22 protein-coding genes are annotated in these 22,469 nt (G+C 64.2%); 14 read left to right on the top strand and 8 right to left on the bottom strand.

Annotation, left to right across the window (positions count from 1 at the left end):
• Nucleotides 1-73 precede the first annotated feature (73 nt).
• From hisS to ACOIX3_RS06845, 3 genes are all read right to left on the bottom strand, one after another.
• A complete protein-coding gene (gene hisS / locus ACOIX3_RS06855; protein ID WP_420971673.1) occupies nt 74-1,537 on the bottom strand; it encodes a histidine--tRNA ligase in 1,464 nt (487 codons plus the stop codon).
• 169 nt (nt 1,538-1,706) lie between these two features.
• Complete coding sequence (locus tag ACOIX3_RS06850; protein WP_420969011.1) at nt 1,707-2,213, bottom strand: YegJ family protein; 507 nt, start codon at nt 2,211-2,213, stop codon at nt 1,707-1,709.
• 212 nt (nt 2,214-2,425) lie between these two features.
• Nucleotides 2,426-3,505, bottom strand: a complete 1,080-nt coding sequence (locus ACOIX3_RS06845) for a branched-chain amino acid aminotransferase (protein WP_420969010.1) — start codon at nt 3,503-3,505, stop codon at nt 2,426-2,428.
• Nucleotides 3,506-3,835: 330 nt separating this feature from the next.
• Between ACOIX3_RS06845 and ACOIX3_RS06840 the strand changes: the two genes are divergently transcribed.
• From ACOIX3_RS06840 to ACOIX3_RS06830, 3 genes are read left to right on the top strand one after another with little or no spacing between them, the layout of a single operon-like run.
• Nucleotides 3,836-4,384, top strand: a complete 549-nt coding sequence (locus tag ACOIX3_RS06840; RefSeq protein ID WP_420969009.1) for a MarR family winged helix-turn-helix transcriptional regulator — start codon at nt 3,836-3,838, stop codon at nt 4,382-4,384.
• Between the two features lie 23 nt (nt 4,385-4,407).
• Nucleotides 4,408-5,109, top strand: a complete 702-nt coding sequence (locus ACOIX3_RS06835; RefSeq protein ID WP_371821805.1) for a response regulator transcription factor — start codon at nt 4,408-4,410, stop codon at nt 5,107-5,109.
• A 9-nt stretch (nt 5,110-5,118) separates the two neighbouring features.
• A complete protein-coding gene (locus ACOIX3_RS06830) occupies nt 5,119-6,504 on the top strand; it encodes an ATP-binding protein (protein WP_420969008.1) in 1,386 nt (461 codons plus the stop codon).
• On the opposite strand, the gene ACOIX3_RS06825 is transcribed toward ACOIX3_RS06830, so the two are convergent.
• From ACOIX3_RS06825 to ACOIX3_RS06815, 3 genes are all read right to left on the bottom strand, one after another.
• Entirely contained in the window at nt 6,505-8,805 is a 2,301-nt protein-coding gene (locus ACOIX3_RS06825) for a TonB-dependent siderophore receptor (RefSeq protein ID WP_420969007.1), read from the bottom strand.
• 674 nt (nt 8,806-9,479) lie between these two features.
• Nucleotides 9,480-10,010, bottom strand: coding sequence for a DUF3617 domain-containing protein (locus ACOIX3_RS06820; protein WP_092124104.1), 531 nt, complete (start codon nt 10,008-10,010; stop codon nt 9,480-9,482).
• Between the two features lie 43 nt (nt 10,011-10,053).
• A complete protein-coding gene (locus ACOIX3_RS06815) occupies nt 10,054-10,353 on the bottom strand; it encodes a hypothetical protein (RefSeq protein ID WP_176529291.1) in 300 nt (99 codons plus the stop codon).
• 166 nt (nt 10,354-10,519) lie between these two features.
• Between ACOIX3_RS06815 and ACOIX3_RS06810 the strand changes: the two genes are divergently transcribed.
• The 4 genes from ACOIX3_RS06810 to ACOIX3_RS06795 all read left to right on the top strand — a co-directional run bounded on the left by ACOIX3_RS06810 (nt 10,520) and on the right by ACOIX3_RS06795 (nt 13,291).
• Entirely contained in the window at nt 10,520-10,996 is a 477-nt protein-coding gene (locus ACOIX3_RS06810) for a hypothetical protein (protein ID WP_420969006.1), read from the top strand.
• A 177-nt stretch (nt 10,997-11,173) separates the two neighbouring features.
• Nucleotides 11,174-11,797, top strand: a complete 624-nt coding sequence (locus ACOIX3_RS06805) for a ribonuclease T2 family protein (RefSeq protein WP_420971672.1) — start codon at nt 11,174-11,176, stop codon at nt 11,795-11,797.
• Nucleotides 11,798-11,957: 160 nt separating this feature from the next.
• Nucleotides 11,958-12,818, top strand: coding sequence for a 23S rRNA (adenine(2030)-N(6))-methyltransferase RlmJ (locus ACOIX3_RS06800; RefSeq protein WP_420969005.1), 861 nt, complete (start codon nt 11,958-11,960; stop codon nt 12,816-12,818).
• Nucleotides 12,819-13,078: 260 nt separating this feature from the next.
• Nucleotides 13,079-13,291: a cold-shock protein gene (locus ACOIX3_RS06795; RefSeq protein WP_027536987.1), complete on the top strand. Its 213-nt coding sequence runs from the start codon at nt 13,079-13,081 to the stop codon at nt 13,289-13,291.
• Nucleotides 13,292-13,566: 275 nt separating this feature from the next.
• Here ACOIX3_RS06795 and ACOIX3_RS06790 read toward each other — a convergent pair whose 3' ends face one another.
• Nucleotides 13,567-14,190, bottom strand: a complete 624-nt coding sequence (locus tag ACOIX3_RS06790; protein ID WP_420969004.1) for an outer membrane protein — start codon at nt 14,188-14,190, stop codon at nt 13,567-13,569.
• Between the two features lie 265 nt (nt 14,191-14,455).
• Here ACOIX3_RS06790 and uvrC point away from each other — a divergent pair, with 265 nt between their 5' ends.
• From uvrC to ACOIX3_RS06755, 7 genes are all read left to right on the top strand, one after another.
• The gene (gene uvrC, locus ACOIX3_RS06785) at nt 14,456-16,582 is read left to right on the top strand and encodes an excinuclease ABC subunit UvrC (protein ID WP_420969003.1); all 2,127 of its coding nucleotides are present in this window, start codon (nt 14,456-14,458) and stop codon (nt 16,580-16,582) included.
• Between the two features lie 192 nt (nt 16,583-16,774).
• A complete protein-coding gene (gene pgsA / locus ACOIX3_RS06780; protein ID WP_097671595.1) occupies nt 16,775-17,389 on the top strand; it encodes a CDP-diacylglycerol--glycerol-3-phosphate 3-phosphatidyltransferase in 615 nt (204 codons plus the stop codon).
• Nucleotides 17,386-17,637, top strand: coding sequence for a molybdopterin converting factor subunit 1 (moaD, locus tag ACOIX3_RS06775; RefSeq protein ID WP_173638532.1), 252 nt, complete (start codon nt 17,386-17,388; stop codon nt 17,635-17,637). The genes pgsA and moaD overlap by 4 nt, the downstream gene beginning before the upstream one ends.
• An 8-nt stretch (nt 17,638-17,645) precedes the next feature.
• Nucleotides 17,646-18,113: a molybdenum cofactor biosynthesis protein MoaE gene (locus tag ACOIX3_RS06770; RefSeq protein WP_420969002.1), complete on the top strand. Its 468-nt coding sequence runs from the start codon at nt 17,646-17,648 to the stop codon at nt 18,111-18,113.
• Nucleotides 18,113-19,072 carry a 50S ribosomal protein L3 N(5)-glutamine methyltransferase gene (gene prmB / locus ACOIX3_RS06765; protein WP_420969001.1) on the top strand — a complete coding sequence of 320 codons (960 nt, stop codon included), beginning with the start codon at nt 18,113-18,115 and terminating at the stop codon, nt 19,070-19,072. Before ACOIX3_RS06770 ends, prmB begins: the two co-directional genes overlap by 1 nt.
• A gap of 176 nt (nt 19,073-19,248) precedes the next feature.
• Complete coding sequence (locus ACOIX3_RS06760; protein ID WP_420969000.1) at nt 19,249-20,661, top strand: EAL domain-containing protein; 1,413 nt, start codon at nt 19,249-19,251, stop codon at nt 20,659-20,661.
• Between the two features lie 15 nt (nt 20,662-20,676).
• The gene (locus ACOIX3_RS06755; RefSeq protein WP_420968999.1) at nt 20,677-21,531 is read left to right on the top strand and encodes a TIGR01459 family HAD-type hydrolase; all 855 of its coding nucleotides are present in this window, start codon (nt 20,677-20,679) and stop codon (nt 21,529-21,531) included.
• Nucleotides 21,532-21,888: 357 nt separating this feature from the next.
• On the opposite strand, the gene ACOIX3_RS06750 is transcribed toward ACOIX3_RS06755, so the two are convergent.
• Complete coding sequence (locus tag ACOIX3_RS06750; RefSeq protein ID WP_016844467.1) at nt 21,889-22,284, bottom strand: response regulator; 396 nt, start codon at nt 22,282-22,284, stop codon at nt 21,889-21,891.
• Nucleotides 22,285-22,469 lie beyond the last annotated feature (185 nt).

The following is a 22,469-nucleotide window of genomic DNA, read 5'->3' as shown; positions in this document are numbered from 1 at the left end:
ATCCGCCGGTCTGGCTGGCGCGCCATCTTTTTGAAGATGGATGCGCGGGTCAAGCCCGCGCACGACAAACCAGCTATCCCCAGCTCACGCCGTGGCGCGCGAGCACCTCGCGGACCTTGGCGACCAGATCCGCCTCTGCGCAAGAGAACTGGGCGGGGCGCGTTTCGCGCCATTCCTGGTTGGACGCGATCGCAGCCGCCGCCTTGGCGCCCTCGATCAAATCCTTGATCTGTACCTCGCCGCGCGCCTTCTCATCGGAGCCCTGGATGATGACGCAGGGCGAGTTGCGGCGGTCGGCGTATTTGAGCTGGTTGCCCATGTTCTTCGGGTTGCCGAGATAGAGCTCGGCGCGGATGCCGGCCTGACGCAGCTCTGCGACCATCTTCTGGTAGTCGGCGACGCGATCTCGGTCGAACACGGTGACGACGACGGGCCCGAACCCGGCCTGCGTATCGAGCTGGCCGAGCATCGTCAGCGCGGCCTGCAGGCGCGAGACGCCGATCGAGAAGCCGGTGGCAGGCACCGGCTCGCCGCGAAAGCGCGACACGAGACCGTCGTAGCGTCCACCACCACCGACCGAGCCGAACCGCACCGGGCGCCCCTTCTCGTCCTTGGTGTCGAGCAGCAGCTCAACCTCGTAGACCGGGCCGGTGTAGTATTCGAGGCCGCGAACGACCGAGGGATCGATGCGGACCCGATCGCCTTGGTACCCGGCAGCGGCGACTAGCCTTGCAATTTCTCCTAGCTCCGAGAGCCCGACGCTAAAGAGACTCTCGCCTTCCATTTGAAAGAAGCGCTTTGGTAACTCACCTTCCAAGTGGTTGTGCCATGTGCCATCTGGCAGTTGCTCAAACTTGAATCTGAACTGCAAGCTTTGGCGAACAGCTTCAATCTGTTCGGCGTCTAACCCAGCGCCTTTGGTGAAATCACCGCTTTCATCCTTCCTTCCAGGCCCGAGTAGCTTTTCTACTTCTACCCACTCAAACTTATCGGCCTTGTCGATCGCTCTGAGCACGGTGAGGCGGCGAACCGCATTCTCGTCGCCGCCGAGCCCGATGCTCTCCATCACACCGTCCAGCACCTTGCGGTTATTCACTTTTACGACATAGCTACCGCGGGGAATGCCAAGCGCCTCCATCGTGTCGGCCGCCATCATGCAAATCTCAGCGTCAGCCGCGGCAGCAGCTGGTCCAGACTGCGCCGTCCCGATCGTGTCCGCGTCGAACTGCATAAACTGACGGAAACGGCCGGGACCCGGCTTTTCGTTTCGATAGACGTATCCAAAGCGATAACTGCGGTAGGGCAGAACCAACCTTTCGGTACCGAAGTTTTCCGCGACATAGCGCGCCAGCGGCGCGGTCAGGTCGTAGCGCAGCGAGATCCACTGCTCGTCATCGTCCTGGAACGAGAACACGCCCTCGTTGGGCCGGTCCTGGTCGGGCAGGAATTTGCCGAGCGCATCGGTATATTCCATCGCCGGCGTCTCCACCGGCTCGAAGCCGTAGAGCTCGTAGACGGCGCGGATTTTCTCGACCATCGCCCGCGTGGCATTGATCGCGGCCGGGCCGCGATCTTCCAGCCCGCGCGGCAGACGCGCCTTCAGCTTCTGGGGTTTTTTGGGTTTCTCGGCCATTGGCGGCGTTTACCAGCGGACGCGCAAGGCGGCAACCCGGCTTTGCGCTTCCGCTACCGCGAAACGCTGGTCCTCAGGGCTGCTCCATCCGCGCGCGAAGCGCGTCGGCGTCGGCCTTCGGCATCGATTTCAGCAGCGACTTGATGGTCTCGCCGCCGACGATCTTGCCGTTGCGCATGAACATCCAGTCGGAGATGTCGGCCTGCTTGAACTCGGCGAGGTCGCCGGCCTGCTTGCCCGGCAAGTCGCGTGGCTGGTTGGCGAACCGGCCGGAATAGCCGCCGCTCGGCAGCTTCTTCACCTCACGCATCCAGATGTGCTCGCCGTCGTTGCGATGGGTCGGAAAGCGGACCTTGAGCGAGTGCTGGGTCTCCGACGGCTTCGGCGCCTCATAGGAGGCCCAGAATGACGGAAGCGTCTCGCGCGCATGGGTGATCGCGGCGTTCATCTCCGGATCGGCCGTACGGACATCGATCACGGGCGAGCGGTCCTCGGCGCGCACCGTGTCGGTTCCGGTGAGCGCGAACGCAGCCGCAATCAGCACGGCACAGGTCAGACGTGTTACGGGAGTTTTGGTCATGTCATCACGCAAATGGGGGATTGTTTGAAGCGGAGGCGAGACTTTGTCGCGCGCTCGCGGCAGGCCGTTCATGCGATGACGGCCGACAACACGGAAAAATGACGACCGAGGCGAAGCGTCGGCGTGCTTGCTGGAGTTCCAAAGCGAAAGCGCCTCTCCCTTTGCAAAGGAGAGGCGCCAAATCGAAGCACGTCAGCGGCGGAACCGCTGTGTCAGGCGACGTTCCTGATCCAGTTATGCGGGTCGTTGGTGCGACCGTACTGGATGTCGACCAGCTTCTTGCGCAGGCCCATCGCGACCGGGCCGGCCACGCCGCCGCTGATCTGGAAGTCGCCGCTCGCCGAGCACACCTTGCCGATCGGCGAGATGACGGCCGCGGTGCCGCAGGCGAAGGCTTCCTTCAGCTTGCCGCTGGCGGCATCGGTGCGCCATTGCTGGATCGTGTAGGGCTCCTCGCGCACGCGCGTGCCGGTATCCTTGGCAAGCGCGATGATCGAGTCGCGGGTGATGCCGGGCAGGATGGTGCCGAGCGGCGGCGTCAGCAGCGAGCCGTCGTCGAAGGCGAAGAAGATGTTCATGCCGCCGAGCTCCTCGATGTAGCGGCGCTCGATCGCATCAAGGAACACGACTTGGTCGCAGCCGCGCTCGATCGCTTCGGCCTGCGCGCGCAGGCTTGCGGCATAGTTGCCGCCGCACTTCACGGCGCCGGTGCCGCCGATCGCGGCGCGCGTGTAATTCTCCGACACCCAGATCGACACCGGCGCGGGACCGCCCTTGAAGTAGGAGCCGACTGGAGAAGCGATGACCGAGAAGATGTATTCCGCCGACGGCTTCACGCCGAGGAAGACCTCGCTCGCGATCATGAACGGTCGCAAATAGAGGCTGCCCTCGCCGCCCGGGATCCAGGCGCGATCCATCCGCACCAGCTGCTCGACCGCGTCGATGAACACCTCCTCGGGCAGCGGCGCCATCGCCATGCGGTCGGCCGAATCGTGGAAGCGCCGGGCATTGGCGTCGGGACGGAACAGGTTCACGCCGCCATCGTCGCGCCGGTAGGCCTTGAGACCTTCGAAAATCTCCTGGGCGTAGTGCAGCACCGCGCCGGCCGGATCGAGCGGAAAATTCGCGCGTGCCTCGACGCGGGCGCTGTGCCAGCCCTTGCCCTGGCTGTAGCGGACGATCGCCATGTGGTCGGTAAAGACGCGGCCGAAGCCCGGGTCCACGAGCTTCGCTGCACGATCCTTGTCGGACGTGGCGTTCGGCGAAGGCTGGATGTCGAATTTCAAAGTCATTTTTCTTGCTTTCCGCTGTCGGAACCGGCGCCATACCGGGCGCCGACCTGTTTCCCCCGGAGCCATCAGGCTCGGCTGGTCCGAACTTCACCACCGCCGCCAACCCGGCCGGTTTCCATCGCCAACATGCCGTTTAGACATGCTTTTGCGGAGTGCTGAAGTCCAGTATGTTTGCCGAAATGCCGCTCGACAATCGCACGGTAGTCCAATTTGCGGCCCAAACCGCCTCACAGGCTTTTTCAGGCCGCCTCAAACGCTGTCGGGGACGGAACGATCTAATGTTTCGTCGTGACAGGCAGTTTTGTAACATTGAACCCAAGATACGTCAATATGACTGACATAAATATCTCAGGCATGGCTGCCAAGCCCGATTCGCAGGGAGATGATCACGCTCCTGCGGCGGGCGGCCGCGACCTGCGCTGGGACATCATCGAGCTGTTGTTCTTCGCCTACCGCGACTTTGTCGGCGACGCCGACCAGGAACTGGAGGCGTTCGGCTTCGGCCGCGCCCACCACCGCGTCATCCACTTCGTCACCCGCTACCCCGGCCTGAAGGTCGCCGACCTGCTCGACGTCCTGCGCATCACCAAGCAGTCGCTCGGACGCGTGCTCAAGCAACTGCTGGACGAAGGCTACATCGTGCAGAAGACCGGCAACAACGACCGCCGGCAGCGCCTGCTCTACGCGACGCCGAAGGGCGAGGCGCTGGTCGCCAAGCTCGCAGGGCTGCAGACCGACCGCATCAACCGCGCCATCGCCGGCATCGATCCGGCCGGCGTCGAGACGGTTCGCGAATTCCTCCGCGCGATGATCGACCGCGACGATCCCGACAAGGTGCTCGAAGCGATCTTCGGCGGCGGCAGAAAAACAAGGGAGTGAACCTGGTGCAGGCTGCAACCCTGATGCGCACGCCGGTCGAGCCGGCCGACGATGCGCCGCATCTCCTGCTGGTCGACGACGACCGGCGCATTCGCGACCTGTTGTCGCGCTTTCTCTCCGGCGAGGGCTATCGCGTCACGACGGCCATGAGCGCCACCGACGCGCGCGCCAAGCTGCTCGGGCTGCATTTCGACCTGCTCATCCTCGACGTGATGATGCCCGGCGAGAACGGCTTCGACCTCGCCCGCTTCATCCGCACCTCCTCGACGGTGCCGATCATCATGCTGACCGCCCGCCATGAGGCGGAAGCCCGCATCGAGGGCCTGCAGATCGGCGCCGACGACTATGTCGCCAAGCCGTTCGAGCCGCGCGAGCTGGTGCTGCGCATCGGCAATATCCTCAAGCGCACCGCGCCGCCGCAAGTCACTGTCGTCGAGCAGATCGCGTTCGGCCCCTACATCTTCCACATCGAACGCAGCGAGCTGCGTCAGGGCGAGGAGATCATCCATCTCACCGACCGTGAGCGCGAGATGCTGCGTATCCTCGCAAGCGCCCCCGGCGAGACCGTGCCGCGCGGCGAGCTGACCAGCGGCGGCACCGTCAATGAGCGCGCGGTCGACGTCCAGATCAACCGCCTGCGCCGCAAGATCGAGCACGATCCCGCCAATCCGCTGTTCCTGCAGGCGGTACGCGGCATCGGCTATCGCCTGGTCGCCTCGCCGTAAGATGCAGCCATGAGCACGCTCGACACCGGCCTGACCCTGATCAAGAACGCCTCGCAGCGCGTCTCGAAGGCGAACGGCTGGATGGGCAATGCGTTCAAGAGCTGGATGCCGACCGGCCTCTATGCGCGCGCGCTGCTGATCATGATCGTGCCGATGGTGATCCTGCAGACCGTGGTCGCGTTCGTGTTCATGGAGCGGCACTGGAACACGGTGACGCGGCGCCTGTCGGCCGCGGTGGTCTCCGACATCGCCGCGCTGATCGACGTCTACAAGAACTATCCGCAGGACAAGGACCGCGCGCAGCTGCGCCACATCGCCCAGAAGCTGCAGCTCGTGGTCGACTTCCTCCCCGCCGGCGACATGCCGCCGCCGGGGCCGAAGCCGTTCTTCTCGCTGCTCGACCAGACGCTGTCGGTGCAGCTCGGCCGCCAGATCAGCCGTCCGTTCTGGATCGACACCGTCGGCAAGTCCAACCTGGTCGAGATCCGCGTTTCGCTCGACGATTCGGTGATGCGGATCTTCGCCCAGCGCAGCGCGGCCTACGCCTCCAATTCGGAGATCTTCATCTTCTGGATGGTCGGCACCTCGTCGATCCTGCTGATCGTCGCCGTGCTGTTCCTGCGCAACCAGATCAAGCCGATCCTCAGACTGGCCGATGCCGCCGAAAGCTTCGGCAAGGGACGCGAGGCGCCGAACTTCCGGCCGCGCGGTGCGCGCGAGGTGCGGCGTGCGGCGCAGGCCTTCATCGAAATGAAGGCGCGCGTCGAGCGTTCGATCGAGCAGCGCACCGCGATGCTCGCCGGCGTGTCGCACGATCTGCGCACCATCCTGACTCGCTTCAAGCTCGAACTTGCCCTGATCGGCGAAGGCCCCGAGATCGACGCGATGCGCAAGGACGTCGACGAGATGTCGATGATGCTGGAGGACTACCTTGCCTTCGCGCGCGGCGACTCCGGCGAGGTCGCGCAGCCGACCGACATGGCGATGGCGCTGGAGGAATTGCGCAGCGACGCCGAACGTCACGGCCACACCGCGACCGTCGCATTTCACGGCCTGCCCGTCGTCACGGTGAAACCGGCTTCGTTCAAGCGCTGTCTCGCCAATCTCGTCTCCAACGCGGCGCGCCACGCCAACACGATCTCGATCACCGGCCAGCGCGACCACCGCTATCTCAACATCACGGTCGACGACGACGGCCCCGGCATTCCCGCCGCCATGCGCGAGGAAGTGTTCAAGCCCTTCCTGCGGCTCGACGACGCCCGCAACCAGGACGAAGGCGGCAGCGGCCTCGGACTTGCGATCGCCCGCGACATCGCCCGCTCGCATGGCGGCGACATCATGCTCGGCGAAAGCCCGATGGGCGGCCTGCGCGCGGTGGTGCGGATACCGGTGTAGCTACCAGCGGTAAGACAGGGTGCCGATCACCTGACGCCGTTCGCCGGCATAGCAGTAGCCGGACTGACAGGTCTGATAGTGCGTGTCGAACAGATTGGTCGCGTTCAAGCGCATGGTGGCGCCGAGCAAGCGCCGGTCGAGCTTGCCGAGATCGTAATCGATCACGGCATCGAACAACGTTCTCGCCGCATTCTGGAACGTGTTCTGGTCGTTGCCGAAGTTGGTCCCGATATAACGGACACCGAGACCGAGCCCGAGCCCTTCGACAGGGACGCCGGACTGGAACGTGTATTTGCCAAAGGCGGCGAAGGAATTCCGCGGAATGCCGGAGAGCTCATTGCCGGTCGTATCGGGATTGCCCTGCGTGATCACGACGTTCAGGTGGGTGTAGGCAGCCGTAAGATCGAATCCCTGCTTGAGCGCCAGCTTCGCCTCGAGCTCCACGCCCTTCGATTCGACCTGCCCGGTTGCCGCCTGGAAGGCCATGTTGCTCGGATCGGTGCGCAGCACATTGTCCTGCGTGATGTCGAACACCGCGGCGGTCAACAGCACCGGCACTTGCGGCATCTGGTACTTGATGCCGATTTCCTTCTGCTCGCCGGTGGTCGGCCTGAACGGCGATCCCGATGCATCGACGCCGACCTGCGGGCTGAATGCCGTCGCGTAGCTGACATAAGGCGCAACGCCACTGTCGAAGACGTAACTGAGGCCCGCGCGGCCGGTGAAGGCGGTCGCCTTCTGCGTTGACGGCACGCCGTCGAGGCCCGCGGTCGTCGTCTGCGAGACCCAGCTCTGGCGGCCATTGAGCGTCAGAACGAAGCCGCCGAGCTTGGCCTGCTCCTGCGCATAGACCCCGACCTCGTCGGTCGACTGCTTGTTGAAGATCGAGAATGCCGGCGACGCGATCGCCTGGGCACCGTAATTCATCGTCAGGAGATTGAGATCGGGAGCCGGCCCGTAGCCGATCTTGTCGTTGTAGTAGGAGTGCCCGTAATCGACGCCGAACAGCGCCGTGTTCTTGATCGCGCCGAGCATGAACTTGGCCTCGGCCTGGTTGTCTAGCGTCACCGTATTGAAGCTATCCAGGATCCGCCAGGCGGACCGCGACGCAAGATTGGTGCTGTTGTCGATGGAATCGATCTGGGTGTATTTCGCGTCGGTGTCGACCTGGTAGAAGCGGAAGTTCTGCCGCACCGTCCAGACGTCGTCGACATTGTGCTCGAACGCGTAGCCGATGCGGTATTGCTTCTGATCCATGGCGCTGAAGGCCGGATCATTCGAATAGATGTTGGTCAATTTTCCGTCGGGCGTGCGGAAGTTGCCGATGCTCGCGGCGGTTCGGCTGCTTTGATATTCGCTGAGGATCGTGAAGGTCGTATCGACGTCCGGCCGCCAGGTCAGCGCAGGCGCGATATAGGTGCGATCGTCGTCGTTGCCGGGATACCAGGTCTTCGCGTCACGGAGCAAACCGGTCAGCCGGTAGTACAGCTGATCGCTGCCGGGCACAGGACCACCGATGTCGAAGCTGCCCTGGTAACGATCATAATTGCCGGTCTGCAGCTGCACCTCGCCGAACGGCGTCATGGTCGGCCGCTTGGTGGTGACGTCGACGATGCCGCCCGGAGAGCCAAGGCCGTAGAGGCCTGAGGCCGGGCCGCGGAGGATCGACACGTTGTCGAGACCGTATGGTTCGATCTTTGGAATGGCGAAGTTGCCGCCGCCCTGGCGCAGGCCGTCACGATAGATCCCGGTATAGGTCGCATCGAAGCCGCGGATGTAGAAACTGTCGAACCGGGGATCATAGCCGAACGCCGTGGTCGTGACGCCGGGCGTGTAATTGACGGCGTCCTTGAGCGTCTGAACGTTACGATCCCTGAGCTCCTTTTGCGTGACGACCGAAAGCGACTGCGGCGTCTCGATCAGCGCGGTGTTGGTCTTGGTGCCGGCCGTGCTGCCGGTCGCAACGTAACCGGTCGTCGTCCCAATCGTGCCGGCCGCGCCTGGCGAGCGCGGAGCCTGGTTCTGAGCGGGCGCCGCAGCAGTGCGGCGTCGGCTCACCACGGTGGTGCGCGAAGACCTGCTGTTCCGACTTGAAGCGACAGCGCTACGCTTCCTTGCAGCGCCAGGTTCATCCACCGTCACGGCGGGAAGCACGCTGACATTGTTCTGCGGAGAGCTGGTTTGTGCCTGAGCGCTGGCGACGCTTGCACTCATCGGCACAAGCATGACCGAACCGAGGAGCGCTGCGTTGATCGCAGCCTTTGATGCAAGCAAGCTGCGCTTGCTCCGCGACGAAGCCATTCCCACCAAGCAATCCCCACACTTCCGCAAGGCCGATCTTGATCGAGCCGCGTGCTCGTGATTGAGCGGGCTCGATTGGGGCGGACTTCTATCGGCGGGATGCGCGGAATTCCACACGCGCAAAATAGAATCCATTGAAGCGTGCGATGCACGGCACTGGAACGATTCAAGATGCGCAACACTGGAGCGATTCAAAAAGGGCATGTTGTCGCAGCAAGCCTTTCAGCACGAGGAATTCGCTGCACGTCCTCGCTCTCTCAGAGAGTCTCGCGCGCGCGTCACGCAGCGATCATTCAATGATGCTGGCGTCGTCCTGCAATGCCGTCGTGCTCGCGCGCGTTGTCGCGACCAACACCGGACATCATGTTTGACATCCAATCTATTGAAGGTGAGAGGCCAGTGACCGTTGTGCGTCGCGACGCGCGCTCGGCGTCAACCTTCAGCGACAACGGTGAAGCGAATACGCCGGCGTGACGGAGTTGGCGCACACGGTCCAACCGGATCATTGCGAACTGACGGGTCGCGCGAACGAACGCTCAATGAAAGGCAGCGCAAAACCCTTGGCAGTTTTGTCGCGGGTTGCTCGCAACGATGGCGGTGAAAAGACGTCACGTCCTCTCAACATCAGAGAGGACGTGCTCGGGGCGCACGGCGGCGAGCGAAGGCGCTGCGCGCTACTTCTGCTTGGGCAGGAGGCCCTTCAGCTTTTCCATATCCTTGACGTTCATCTTCATGCCGCCGGGCATGATGATGTCACCGGGCTTCTGGTCGCTCTTGCAGGCGCCGAGCCATTTCGCCTCGATGGTCATCGTGGTGTCGCGGGAGCCGGCGGCGCCGCCTTCCGCGTGCGAGCTGCTCTTGACCGTGTAGGCGGAATTGAAATCGCCGACGATCTCGGCATGGCTCTTCATCGACATGCCGGCGACGCTGCACACGCTGTCGCTGACATAGCCGGTCGCGGTCTTCTGGATGTCCTGCTTGGAGCAGACTTCCTTGGCCATCGGCGAGGCCGCCGCGCTCATCTCCTTGTCGGTGGTCTCGTCGGTGCAGTGCTGCATGGTGATTTCCGGCATCGGCCCGCCGGTACGCACCATTTTCATCTCCCACAGACCGGCCTTGCGGATCGGCAGATCGACGGCGCTCGCGGCACCGGTGGACAGGACAAGGCAAACAGCAGAACCAAGCAAGGCAAGCTGTCGGGTCATGCGGTGAGCTCCCGGCTGAACGATCGAAGGATTTGGAGTGCGCTCAGTAGAGCGTGCGCACCGGCCTCTGGGCCGAACCGTAGGGCACCCAACGGCAGGCGAACGAGATGTAGCCACCCGGGTAGCGCTGCATCGCAAGGAACTTGACCACCTTGCCGTAGGAAGCGCAGTGATCGACGGCGAGCTGCCGCGCATCGGTCTGGGCCGCCAGGGTATAGGCGATGATACCGCCGGTATCATTGCCCTTGAACGGCGGCACCGGCTGCATCCAGTCGGCTCGCGCCGGACCAACGGCCAGCATCCCGCAAACGGCAACCAGGCACGCGGCCAATTTCCTTCGCATCGCAGACTCCATTTCGCTTGCGACCAACATAGAGTGCGCCGGCGACCATGGAAAGAACGAGCCGGCTGCTGGAGGTGGACTTCTCCGCAGGTGTTGCCGCGCTGCACTTGACCTTGCCGGGGCTTCACGGCACCGTCCGCCACATCTGATCATCGGGTGGATTCCCATGCGCAACCTGTTCAACTCCCCCAATAAACTCAGCCACACGCTTGGCCTCGGCGCCGCGCTCGTGGTCGGCCTTCTGGCGTTCGGGGGCACGGCTCAGGCCGCCAATCCGTTCGAATTAAATTTCTGGCTGTCCGGCCCGCGCTATGACGGCCATGTGGCACCCTGCGAGAAGGCCCTGGCGACCATCAGCGATCAATTCCATGAGAAAGAAGCCACCTTCTGGAATTCGCCGCTCGTGATCACCGGCTTCAGCCGGATCCACGAAACCGCGTTCCGCCCCTGGCAGTCCGACAACATTCCGCGCCGCTATTGCTCGGGAGACGCGGTGTTGAGCGACGGCAAGGTGCGCAAGGTGCACTATTCGATCATCGAGGACGGCGGCTTTGCCGGCACCAACCAGGGCGTCGACTGGTGCGTCGCCGGGCTGGATCGCAACTGGGCATACAACCCGTCCTGCAAGGCCGCCCGGCCCTGATCTCCGACCAGTTCGGTCAAAACGGAAGCCGCCGCCATCCAGACGGCGGCTTTTGTTCTTGAAATGTTCCAGCGGCCTGCTAGGCTCTGAATGGTCGCGTGAGGGGAGCGTTTGATGCCTCGGTTGGTCACAATTTCCCGATTTCTGATTTCAATTGCCTTTGTTCTGTGTGGTGCGATGGGGGCCTCGGCCCAGGATCGCCGGCAGAATGCGCCCGGCGAGTTCGACTTCTATGTGCTGTCGCTGTCATGGTCGCCCTCGTTCTGCGAGGCGGCGAGCGAGCGCGGCAACAACGGCCGCGGCACGCAGGCGCAGTGCGGCGGACGGCCATACTCGTTCGTGGTGCACGGGCTGTGGCCGCAATATGAGCGGGGCTTTCCGGAATACTGCCAGCGGCCCTCGCCCCGCCTCGCCCGCAACATCATGAGCTCGATGCTCGACCTGATGCCGGCGCCCGGGCTGATCTACAACGAGTGGGACAAGCACGGCACCTGCTCCGGCCTCGGCGAACGGGCCTATTTCGAAGCCATCCGCAAGGCCCGCGCCGCGGTGAAGATCCCCGAGGAATTCCTGCAATTGACGGAGCCGAAGACGATCGCGCCCGACGAGCTGGAGACGGCGTTCATCAAGGCCAATCCGGGGCTCAGCAACTCCGCGATCTCGGTGACCTGCGACAGCAAGCGGCTCAGCGAGGTGCGGATCTGCCTCAGCAAGGATCTGCAATTCCGTTCCTGCGAGGAGATCGATCGCCGCGCCTGCCGCCGCGATCAGGTGCTGATGCCGCCGGTTCGCGGCGGCTGAAGTCCCGTCCGCGTCAGAGCCGGGCAAACGCGCGTTGTCGCGCCGAGTGTCCCGGCCATGGACGCCATCACGAAACTAGCGAGATAAGGCATCGATGCCCGGGACAGGCCGGGCATGACGCAGTACAACATGCGCACCCTCTGGAGCGCAGCGTCATCGCATGAACTATCGTCACGCCTTTCATGCCGGCAGCTTTGCCGACGTCATCAAGCACATCGTGCTGGTGCGCATGCTCACCTACCTGCAGGAGAAGCAGGCGCCGTTCCGCGTCATCGACACCCATGCCGGCGCCGGCCTCTATGATTTGACGTCGAGTGAAGCGCAGCGCGGCGGCGAATGGCTGACCGGCATCGCGCGACTGATGCAGGCGCGGCTGTCCGACAAGGCATTGCCGCTGGTCGCGCCCTATCTCGACATCGTCAGAGCATTCAACCCGAGAGGCGAACTGAAAGCCTATCCGGGCTCGCCGTTGATCGCGCGGGCGCTGCTGCGTCCGCAAGACCGTATGACGGCCTGTGAGATCGAGCCCGTGGCGCGCAAGCAATTGATCGATGCATTGCGACGCGATGCGCAGGCGCGCGTCGTCGATCTCGACGGCTGGATGGCACTGCCTGCATTCGTGCCGCCGAACGAACGGCGCGGCCTTGTGCTGATCGATCCGCCATTCGAAGCGAAGGACGAGTTCGAGCGGCTGGCCAGTGCCTTCACCGAAGCGTTCGCGAAGTGGCCGACCGGCACATATCTTTTGTGGTACCCCGTAAAAACCCGGAGAGCTACCGACGAGCTCGCGCGCAGCGTGGCTGCAGCAACAGCAAGCAGTCGGCCCGCGGGCAAATGCTTGCGTTTGGAATTCAGTGTGGCGCCGCAAGAAACCGGCGCAGGCCTCGTTTCTACCGGCCTTTTGATAGTGAATCCGCCGTGGACGCTGGCGGGCGAGCTGAAGATCATCCTGCCCGAACTCGAGAGACCGCTTGGTCAAGGTGGCGCCGGACGCTTCAGACTCGAAACGCCTAAACCTTGATCGGTAGCACCCACTGAAAAGTTCTATTTGAGCATAGGCAACGCGCGCGGAACCGTATTATGCTCATCCTGTTACGACTGGCTTTACGTTCCGCTTCCGCGAATGGTTGCGGCGGAGTGACAAGGCCGAAATAAAATCCAGGCAGACCGGTGGCGTGACGCCGGCCTGTTCAGGTGGCCAAGCTTCCGACAAGCGAATGTCGGTCAACCGCTACGCGGCGTGCGCGTAGCGGTGGAGCAATACGGGGGAGGAGTTTCCCGATGGCCATGACTGGGACAGTCAAGTTCTTCAACGGAGAGCGTGGCTACGGCTTCATCAAGCCTGATGATGGCGGCCGCGATGTGTTCGTTCACATCACAGCTGTCGAGCGTGCAGGATTGAAGGACCTGACTGAAGGACAGCGCATTACGTTCGAGGTTGAACCCGACAAGAAGGGCAAGGGCCCGAAGGCGGTCAACCTGGTGATTTCATGATGAGCGCGCGCGGTGCGTGACTCGTGATGAACGGCGAATGAAGCGTTGCGTGTGAGTTGACTGCCGGGCGCGTGGCTCGCGCTCGCTGCACGACCACCTGCATGATGCGGACGCGATTGACGGTGCCCGCATATCCGGTGCGTGCGGCCGTCCGACCGGTTGCGCGGACGCCGCGGCGTTTATGCAGCCGCGCGTGATGTCGGCGTCATCAGCACAAAGAAAAACCCGGCCACGCGAGGCGCAGCCGGGAGTTGATGTCAGACGTTTTCTTGTTCTCAGAAGTGATAGTTGATGCCGGCGCGAACCAGGCTGAAGCTGTAGCCGTTCGGCGCGCCGCCGGTGATCGTGAAGTTGCTGTTGGCGAGATCGACGTAGAGATATTCGATCTTGGCGCTCCAGTTCGGGGCAAAGCCCATTTCGGCGCCGGCGCCGACGGTGAAGCCCGCATTGGTATGCGACTCCGATACGCCGAAGGTCTCGCCGCGCAGTTCGCCGAAGGCAAGACCGCCGGTCGCGTAGAACAGCACGTTGTTGACCGCATAGCCGGCGCGGCCGCGCACGGTGCCGAACCACGGGTTGGAGAACTTCCAGGGCGCGAACCGATCGTCGGCGGTGGTGCCCTGGATATCGGCCTCGATGCCGAACACCCACGGCGAGCCGTTCTGGAAATTGTAGCCGGCCTGCACGCCGCCGACGAAGCCGGACGGCTTGGTCGGGTTGTTCTCGACCGAACCCCAGCCGTAGCCGACGTTGCCGCCGAGATAGGGACCGGCCCAGCTGTAGGCATTGAGCGGCTGATAGACGGTATAGGGCGAGCCGTAGTTGAGATCGGCCGACGCCGCCGAGGTCGTCCAGCCTGCGACGATCAGTGCCAGCGCACGCGCTACAAACCGGGTCATGGGTACTCTCCACACGCAACTGCCGCAGCCCGCAGGCCCGAGGCCGGCGTGGTTACGGAATTCCACTCGTTTTCGCTAAGGTTTATCGAGAGTTTTAAGTTAAAGGGTTGTTAAGCCCGGTTAGCGGCCCGCTCATCAGTCTTAACAATGTGTTACCGACCCGCCCCGGCCGGCCGCGCCGGGCCAGTAACGCCCTGCAATCGGGTTCTTTTTCCTGAGCCGCCAGTGCTGGCGACCGGTCGCCCAAGCGCTTAATTTACGGCCCATGGTTCACGATTCTCCCGAGCGTCCGACGCCGGCCCCCAAGACTGATGGCAAGACTGATGGCAAGACTGATGGCGAGGCTGCCCCCAAGCCACGCCGCAGTGCAAAGTCCGATCTGCCCCAGGACGACCTGACGCTCGACACGAGCGACGTCGATCCGGAAACCTCCGCCACCGAGGAGGAGGATGACGCACGTCTTCCCGAGGCATCGGAGGACGCCACCGAGACAATCGCCGAGGGAACGCTCTCGATCGGGCATGAGGCGATCGAGAACGCGGTGCGCCTCGCCCCGACCTCGCCCGGCGTCTACCGCATGCTCAATGCCGCCAACGACGTGCTCTATGTCGGCAAAGCGAAGAACGTCAAAAAGCGGCTGTCGTCCTATGCGCGGGCCAACGCGCCACTGCCGGCGCGCATCCTGCGCATGATCGCGGCGACCACGCATGTCGAGATCGTCTCGACCACGACCGAGACCGAGGCGCTGCTGCTCGAAGCCAATCTGATCAAGCAGCTCCGGCCGCGCTTCAATGTGCAGCTGCGCGACGACAAGTCGTTTCCCTATATCTTGATATCAGGCGACCATTGGGCGCCGCAGATTCTCAAGCATCGCGGCGCGCAGTCGCGGCCCGGACGCTATTTCGGCCCGTTCGCCAATGCGGGCGCGGTCAACCGCACCATCACGGCGCTGCAGCGCGCGTTCCTGATCCGCTCCTGCACCGACGGCTTCTTCGAGAGCCGCAGCCGGCCCTGCCTGCTCTATCAGATCAAGCGTTGTGCAGGCCCCTGCACGCGCGAGATCGATTTCCCCGGCTATACCGAACTGGTGCGCGAGGCGACCGAATTCCTGTCCGGCCGCAGCCACGCCGTGAAGCAATTGCTCGCGGCCGAGATGGAGAAGGCCTCCGGCGAGCTCGAGTTCGAGACCGCGGCGCTGTACCGCGACCGCCTCGCGGCACTGTCGGCGATCCAGTCGCAGCAGGGCATCAACCCGCGCACCGTCGAAGAGGCCGATGTGTTCGCGATCCACCAGGAAGGCGGCTATTCCTGCGTCGAGGTGTTCTTCTTCCGCACCGGCCAGAACTGGGGCAATCGCGCCTATTTCCCGCGCGCGGAAAAGAGCTTCACGCCGGAAGAGGTGCTGTCCTCATTCCTTGCGCAATTCTACGACGACAAGCCGCCGCCGAAGCTGATCCTGCTATCGCACGAGATCGAGGAAAGCGCGTTGCTCGCCGACGCGCTGTCGGTGAAGGCCGGATCGAAGGTCGAGGTCTCCGTGCCCAAGCGCGGCGAGAAGAAGGAATTGATCGGCCACGCGCTCACCAACGCGCGCGAGGCACTCGGCCGCAAGCTCGCCGATACCGCGACGCAAAGCCGGCTGCTGGAGGGCATGGTCACGACGCTCGGCCTGCCGCATACGCCGAAGCGCATCGAGGTCTACGACAACAGCCACATCCAGGGCACCAACGCGGTCGGCGCGATGATCGTGGCGGGACCGGACGGCTTCATGAAGAACCAGTACCGCAAGTTCAACATCAAGTCCGAGGGGCTGACGCCCGGCGACGATTACGGGATGATGCGCGAGGTGCTGGAGCGCCGCTTCAAGCGGCTGCTGAAACCGCCGGAGGGCGAAGCCGGCAAACCAAAGGACAGGGCGGACGACGAGTCGTTCCCGCAATGGCCCGATCTCGTCATCATCGACGGCGGCCGCGGCCAGCTCAACGCGGTCCGGGAGATTTTCGAGAATCTCGGGCTGACCCAGGTCTCGCTGATGGCGGTGGCCAAGGGGCCGGAGCGCGATGCGGGGCGGGAAACCCTGTTCATGCCGGACCGCGAGGCCATCAAGCTGGAGCCGCGCGACCCGGTGCTCTATTTCATCCAGCGGCTGCGCGACGAGGCCCACCGCTTCGTGATCGGCTCGCACCGCAAGCTGCGCAAAAAGGACATCCGCGAGGCCGGATTGCAGGAGATCCCGGGCATCGGCCCGTCGCGCAAACGTGCCTTGCTGCACCACTTCGGAACGCTCAAGGAGATCGAGCGGGCCTCGATCGCCGACCTCGGCAAGGTTCCCGGCGTCAGCGCCGAGAGTGCCCGCAAGATTTTCGAGTTTTTCCACGCCCAGCCGGGTTAAACCAAAGGCGAGTCATCAGGGCGTCGCCTGCGACAGGGCATCTAGGGCATGATGCGGAAAAGTGGCAAGCAACGTTCCGAAAAGAACATGCATAAACAAGGGGCTAAGGTGCCATGACTAATCAGCCTAATCTCGCCGTGCTTCGGCGCCCGCACGGTTGACCTTCCGGCTTCAGCGGTATTGGTAGAACGGATGAACATCGCGACGACCCGGGGACAGGGCAAGACTATGTCCCTCCCGAATATCCTCACCTACGCCCGGATCGCCGCGATCCCGGTGGTGATCGGCTGCGTCTACTGGCAGTCGATCCTGGACGGCCCGTTGTGGCTGCGCTGGGTGGCGCTGGCCGTGTTCATTGCGGCGGGGATCACCGACTATCTCGACGGCTACTACGCGCGCATGTGGGACCAGCAGTCCGCCTTCGGCCGGATGCTCGACCCGATCGCCGACAAGCTGCTGGTGGCCTCCAGCCTGCTGATGCTGGCCGCCGACAATTCGATCCATGGCTGGACGCTGTGGGCGGCGATCGTGATCCTGTGCCGCGAGATCCTGGTCTCGGGCCTGCGCGAATATCTCGCGGGCCTGCGGGTCAGCGTTCCCGTCACCAAGCTTGCGAAATGGAAGACCACGATCCAGCTGGTGGCGATCGGTTTCTTGATCGCCGGCGAAGCCGGTGAACAGGTGTTCCCGGCGACCACCCTGATCGGCATCGTGCTGCTGTGGATGTCGGCGATCTTCACGATCTACACCGGCTGGGATTACTTCCGTGCCGGCATCCATCACCTCATCAAGGAGGATGAGGGATGAAGCTGAAGTATTTCGCCTGGGTGCGCGAGCGCATCGGCAAGGCCGAAGAGATCGTCGAGCCGCCGGCCGAGGTGCGCACCGTCGGCGAGCTGATCGGCTGGCTTGCCGCGCGCGACGACGGCTACGCCCACGCCTTCGAGAAGCCCACGGTGATCCGCGCCGCGATCGACCATGCCCATGTCAAACCGGACGCTGTGATCTCCGGCGCCCGCGAGATCGCGTTCTTCCCGCCGATGACAGGCGGTTAGATATTCCTATGGCTATCGCAGCGACCATCCGGATCCAGCAAGCCGACTTCGACGTCGCGCAGGAGATCGCAGCCTTAAGCAAGGGCCGCACCGATGTCGGCGCGGTCGTCAGCTTCAGCGGCATCTGCCGCGGCAGCGAACAGGGCGAGCCGATCGCCGCGCTGACGCTCGAACATTACCCGGGCATGGCGGAAGCCGAGATTGCGCGCCACGCCGACGAGGCGCTGGCGCGCTGGCCGTTGCAGGGCCTCACCATCATCCATCGCTTCGGCCGCATCGCGCCGGGCGAGAACATCGTGCTGGTCGTGACCGCCTCGGCGCACCGGCAGGCCGCGTTCGAGGCAGCCGAGTTCCTGATGGACTATCTGAAGACCAACGCGCCGTTCTGGAAGCGCGAGGAAAGCGCACGCGGCACGAGCTGGATCGAGGCGCAGGGCCATGACGACGCGGCCGCCGCGCGCTGGACCAAATCCTGATGGCGAAGCGCAGCAAAGTGCCGGCCAGGCGCAGCCCCGCTGCGCCGAAAGCGCCCAAGGTCGGCGCCGGCGAGCTCCACACCCTGTTCGATTTCCTGCGCTATGCGGTCAGCCGCTTCAACGCGGCAAAGCTCGTGTTCGCGCACGGCACCACCGATCCGGTGGCCGAGGCCGCGTTCCTGATCTGCGAGACGCTGCATTTGCATCCCGACCAGTTCGAGAATTTCGCAAGCGCGCGCGTCACCGTCGCCGAAGGCAAGCAGATCCTCGATTTGATCGAGCGGCGGATCGCGACGCGAAAGCCCGCCGCCTATCTCGTCAACAAGGTCTATATGCGCGGCCTGCCGTTCTACGTCGACGAGCGCACCATCGTGCCGCGCTCCTTCATCGGCGAATTGCTGGATTCGCATTTCGGCGGCGACGAGGACGGCACCTCGCTGATCGGCGATCCCGCCGACGTCGAACGCGTGCTCGACCTCTGCACCGGCTCCGGCTGCCTTGCGATCCTGGCCGCCCGGCATTTCGCCAACGCCGCGGTCGACGCGGTGGACATCTCGAAGGATGCGCTGGAGGTCGCCGCGCGCAACGTCGCCGACCACGGCCTCGACGATCGCCTCACACTCCATCGCGGCGACCTGTTCAAGCCGCTCGGCGACGTCAGCTACGATCTCATCATTTCGAACCCGCCCTATGTCGATGCCGAGGGCATGGCCGCGCTGCCGCGCGAGTGCCGCGCCGAGCCGAAGATCGCGTTCGACGGCGGCGCCGACGGGCTCGATATCGTCCGCCGCCTGCTCGATGAGGCCAAGCGGCATCTGACCCCGCAAGGCGGGCTGCTCTGCGAGATCGGTCGCGGCCGCGACAATCTCGAGGCGGCCTATCCCCACCTGCCGCTGCTCTGGCTCGACACCGAAGACTCCGAGGGCGAGGTGTTCTGGATCGCCGCCGCCGACCTCTGACCGGCACGCCGCGGCCGGCTCCGGTCCGTTACGGAGCCCGACTTCGAAGCCGACCAAGACGAAGCGAAAATCGTGTGCAGTTCCAGCCGGTTCGGAAGATCGCTGGCCCGTCGAATCAACAATGGTGCTAAGCTTGCGCTCCGGGGACGTTCGGAGAGAGGGCGCGGGCGCGCGACATGATTCGCATTTCGACGATCTTCATCGCCATCTGCATGGTGCTGGTCGCAGCCTCGCTCGGCTTCGTCCTGTATTCGGTGGCGGGCATCAGCGGATCGGAATCGGCGATCGTCGCGCTCACCGCCCTCACCTGCCTGATCCTCTACAACGCCGTCTCGATGCGGCTCCGCGACCGCAGCGATGTCGGCGGCCAGATCGCGGATCTGTCGCGCGGCACCGCCGACCTCGCCCGTCAGGTCGCCGAATTCGGCCGCCGGCTGGCCGCGGTCGAAGGCCGCGTCGCCTCGGCGAACTCCACCGGCGCCGACCGGATCCAGGGCATGGCCGGCGAGATCAACGAACTTGGCGGCCTGGTGCGGCAGCTTGCGGCGTCCGTCGCCCATCATGAGGATGTGCTGGCGGCCGCTCCCGTGGTGCAGCCGGTCGCCTCGCCGCGCGACGATCTGCTGCAACCGGTCCCGCCGGCTCCGACTGTCGTGTTTGCGCCCCCGCCGCCGGTTGCGCCCCCATCGCCGATCTCACGCAGCCAGACCCAGCTCATTGCCGCGGTCAGGCACGCCATCGACGAGAACCGCCTCGACATCTATCTGCAGCCGATGGTGACGCTGCCGCAGCGCAAGGTGCGCTACTACGAGGCGGTGACGCGGCTGCGCGACGAGCGCGACCAGGTGCTTGCCGCCGACGATTTCATCGAGGCCGCCGAAGTCGGCGGCCTGATCGGCCGCATCGACCACATGGTGATGCTTCGCTGCGTCCAGGTGCTGCGCCGCCTGATGATCCGCAGCAAGGATGTCGGCGTGTTCTGCAACGTCTCGGCCGCGACACTGGCCAGCCCGCAGCACTTCACCCAGTGTCTCGACTTCCTCGAGGCCAACCGCGCGCTGGCGCCCTCCTTCGTGCTCGAGTTCAAGCAGGCGACCTTCCGCAATCTCGGCCCGGTTGAAAGCGAGAATCTCGCAGCGCTGTCGCAGCGCGGCTACCGGTTCTCGATCGACCATGTCAGCGACCTCCGCCTCGAGCCGCGCGAGCTCGCCGATCGCGGCGTCCGCTTCATCAAGGTGCCGGCCGCGCTGCTGCTCGACGCCAGACAAAGCGCAACCGCCGATATCGATCCCTCCGATCTGTCCGACCTGCTCGGCCGCTTCGGCATCGACCTGATCGCCGAACGGATCGAGGGCGAGCGCTCGGTGGTCGACCTGCTCGACTACGATGTCCGGTTCGGCCAGGGCTTCCTGTTCGCCCCGCCGCGGCCGTTGCGGCCCGAAGGGGCATCTGCTACCGCCGAGACTCCGCAGACCAAGCCCCAGGACCTCAATGGCGCCGGCACTTCCGCACCCGTCTCCAGCCCCGCAGCGCCACCGCGCACGACCGGCAGCGCCGCGCTGGCGCGCCGCGCGCTCGGGCCCAACTGACCGGCGGTCCGCATCATGACATCGCTGCGTTTCGTGGAGCGGCTGCGCGACCTCACCGGCGACGTCGACGTCGTGCTGTCGGACATCTGGGGCGTCGTGCACAACGGGCTCGAATCCTTTCCCGAGGCCTGCGAGGCGCTGCACACGTTCCGCCAGCAGGGCGGCACCGTCATTCTGATCACCAACGCGCCGCGTCCGGCTGACTCAGTACAGCGCCAGCTGCGCAAGCTCGGCGTCGCCGACGAGACCTATGACGCGATCGTCTCCTCCGGCGACCTGACGCGCCACTTCGTCGCCGATCATCCCGGTCAGAAAATCTTCTGGATCGGTCCGGAGCGCGACAGCTCGATCCATCGCGGCCTCGACGCCACGTTGGTGCCGCTGGAGCAGGCCGACTACATCATCTGCACCGGCCTGTTCGACGACGAGACCGAATCCGCCGAGGATTATCGCGACACGCTGCTGAAGGCGCTCGAACGCAAGCTGACGCTGGTCTGCGCCAATCCGGACATCGTGGTCGAGCGCGGCGACCGGCTGATCTATTGCGCCGGTGCGATTGCCGAACTCTATCGCGAGCTCGGCGGCGAGGCGGTGTTCTACGGCAAGCCGCACCGGCCGATCTACGAGCGCGCGATGGCGCTGGCCACTGAACGCCGCGGGCGTCCGACCGAATTGAGCCGCGTGCTCGCGATCGGCGATTCCGTACGCACCGACCTCACCGGCGCCCATGGCTTCGGCATCGATCTCCTGTTCGTCACGCGCGGCATCCATTCCGAGCAATTCGAGGGCATCGAGCAGCTCGATGCGGCCTCGATCAAGGAATTGTTCGGCCATCCGCCGCGCGCGCTGATGCGCGAGCTGAAGTGGTAGCCGGCAACCCCGCAGAGGCGCGCTGCCAAAATATCGAAAACAACCCCATGCAAAGTAGCCGGCGGCAGTCGACGTTCGGCCACCAGCTAACTTGACACGTCGGGCAACTCAGCGATATTCTTCTAATATTCCGAAATTGTACAATGCTTTGGTCCCGTCATCCTGAGGAGCGCGCTCTTGCGCGCGTCTCGAAGGATGCACGGCCACCAGCCGGGCCGTCGACCCTTCGAGACGCCGCATCGCGGCTCCTCAGGCGACAACGGCAAAGCCGTTGCGCGGGGGCGACGGTGAGGCGGCGCTGGTCATTCGCTGACGCGCAATGAGATGAGGATGAATCGTGATGCGACGGACGGGCGCTTACGCGGTCGCCATGTCCGGGAAGACCGCCTCGATCTTGGTCTTCAGCGTGGCCGCGTTGAACGGCTTGACGATGTAGTTGTTCACGCCGGCCTTCTTGGCCGCGATCACGTTCTCGGTCTTGGATTCCGCCGTGATCATGATGAAGGGCGTGGTCGCGAGATTGGGATCGGCGCGGACTTCCTTGAGCAGGTCGTAGCCGGTCATCGGCTCCATGTTCCAGTCGGAAATCACCAGGCCGTACTTCTTGCCGCGCATCTTGTTGAGCGCCGCGGAGCCATCGGAGGCGTCGTCGATATTCTCGAATCCAAGCTGCTTGAGAAGATTCCGGATGATGCGGATCATGGTGCTGTAATCATCAACCACCAGAACCGGCATGGACAAATCAACCGCCATCTTTTCCCCCAAAACGCCTGACGCAACTTGGCTTCTGCACGAACGCAGCTTTCCGCCAACGACTAACAGCAGGCGTTAAACAGCGCGTTAACCGGCTGAATCCGGATTGTTACGGATTTGACGCGATTTTCGCTATGCTTGACTTCCACGCCGCCGCCACGTCACGGTCCGGCCCGCACCAATCA

This window comes from Bradyrhizobium sp. B120 (genome assembly GCF_049075665.1).
Classification (GTDB): domain Bacteria; phylum Pseudomonadota; class Alphaproteobacteria; order Rhizobiales; family Xanthobacteraceae; genus Bradyrhizobium.
The sequence above is the reverse complement of the archived record's forward strand: the minus strand, read 5'-3'. Positions and strand labels throughout refer to the sequence as shown.